General features: G+C 65.1%; 1 protein-coding gene. It reads right to left on the bottom strand.

What is annotated here, in order from left to right:
• A partial coding sequence (locus ACPYOJ_RS36860) for a putative PEP-binding protein (RefSeq protein WP_481420613.1) occupies positions 1-235 on the bottom strand: 235 nt, incomplete at both ends.

Raw genomic sequence — 235 nt, 5'->3', positions numbered from 1 at the left:
AGCGGGAGAGATGCTGCACTTCCTTCTGTAGCAATTCGCGCACCGCGGCGATTTCGGAGACCTCGGTCAACATCGGCACCATGAGCTTCAGCTCGATGCCCGCCGCAGCCCTCAGCAGGGCACGAAGCTGCGTCCGCAGTAGTCCCTGCCGATCGAGCGCGAGGCGGATCGCACGCCAGCCGAGCGCCGGATTCTCCTCCTCGTGGCCGCGGAAATAGGGCACTACCTTGTCGCC

This window comes from Rhizobium sp. SVR5-9E (genome assembly GCF_056755095.1).
The sequence above is the reverse complement of the archived record's forward strand: the minus strand, read 5'-3'. Positions and strand labels throughout refer to the sequence as shown.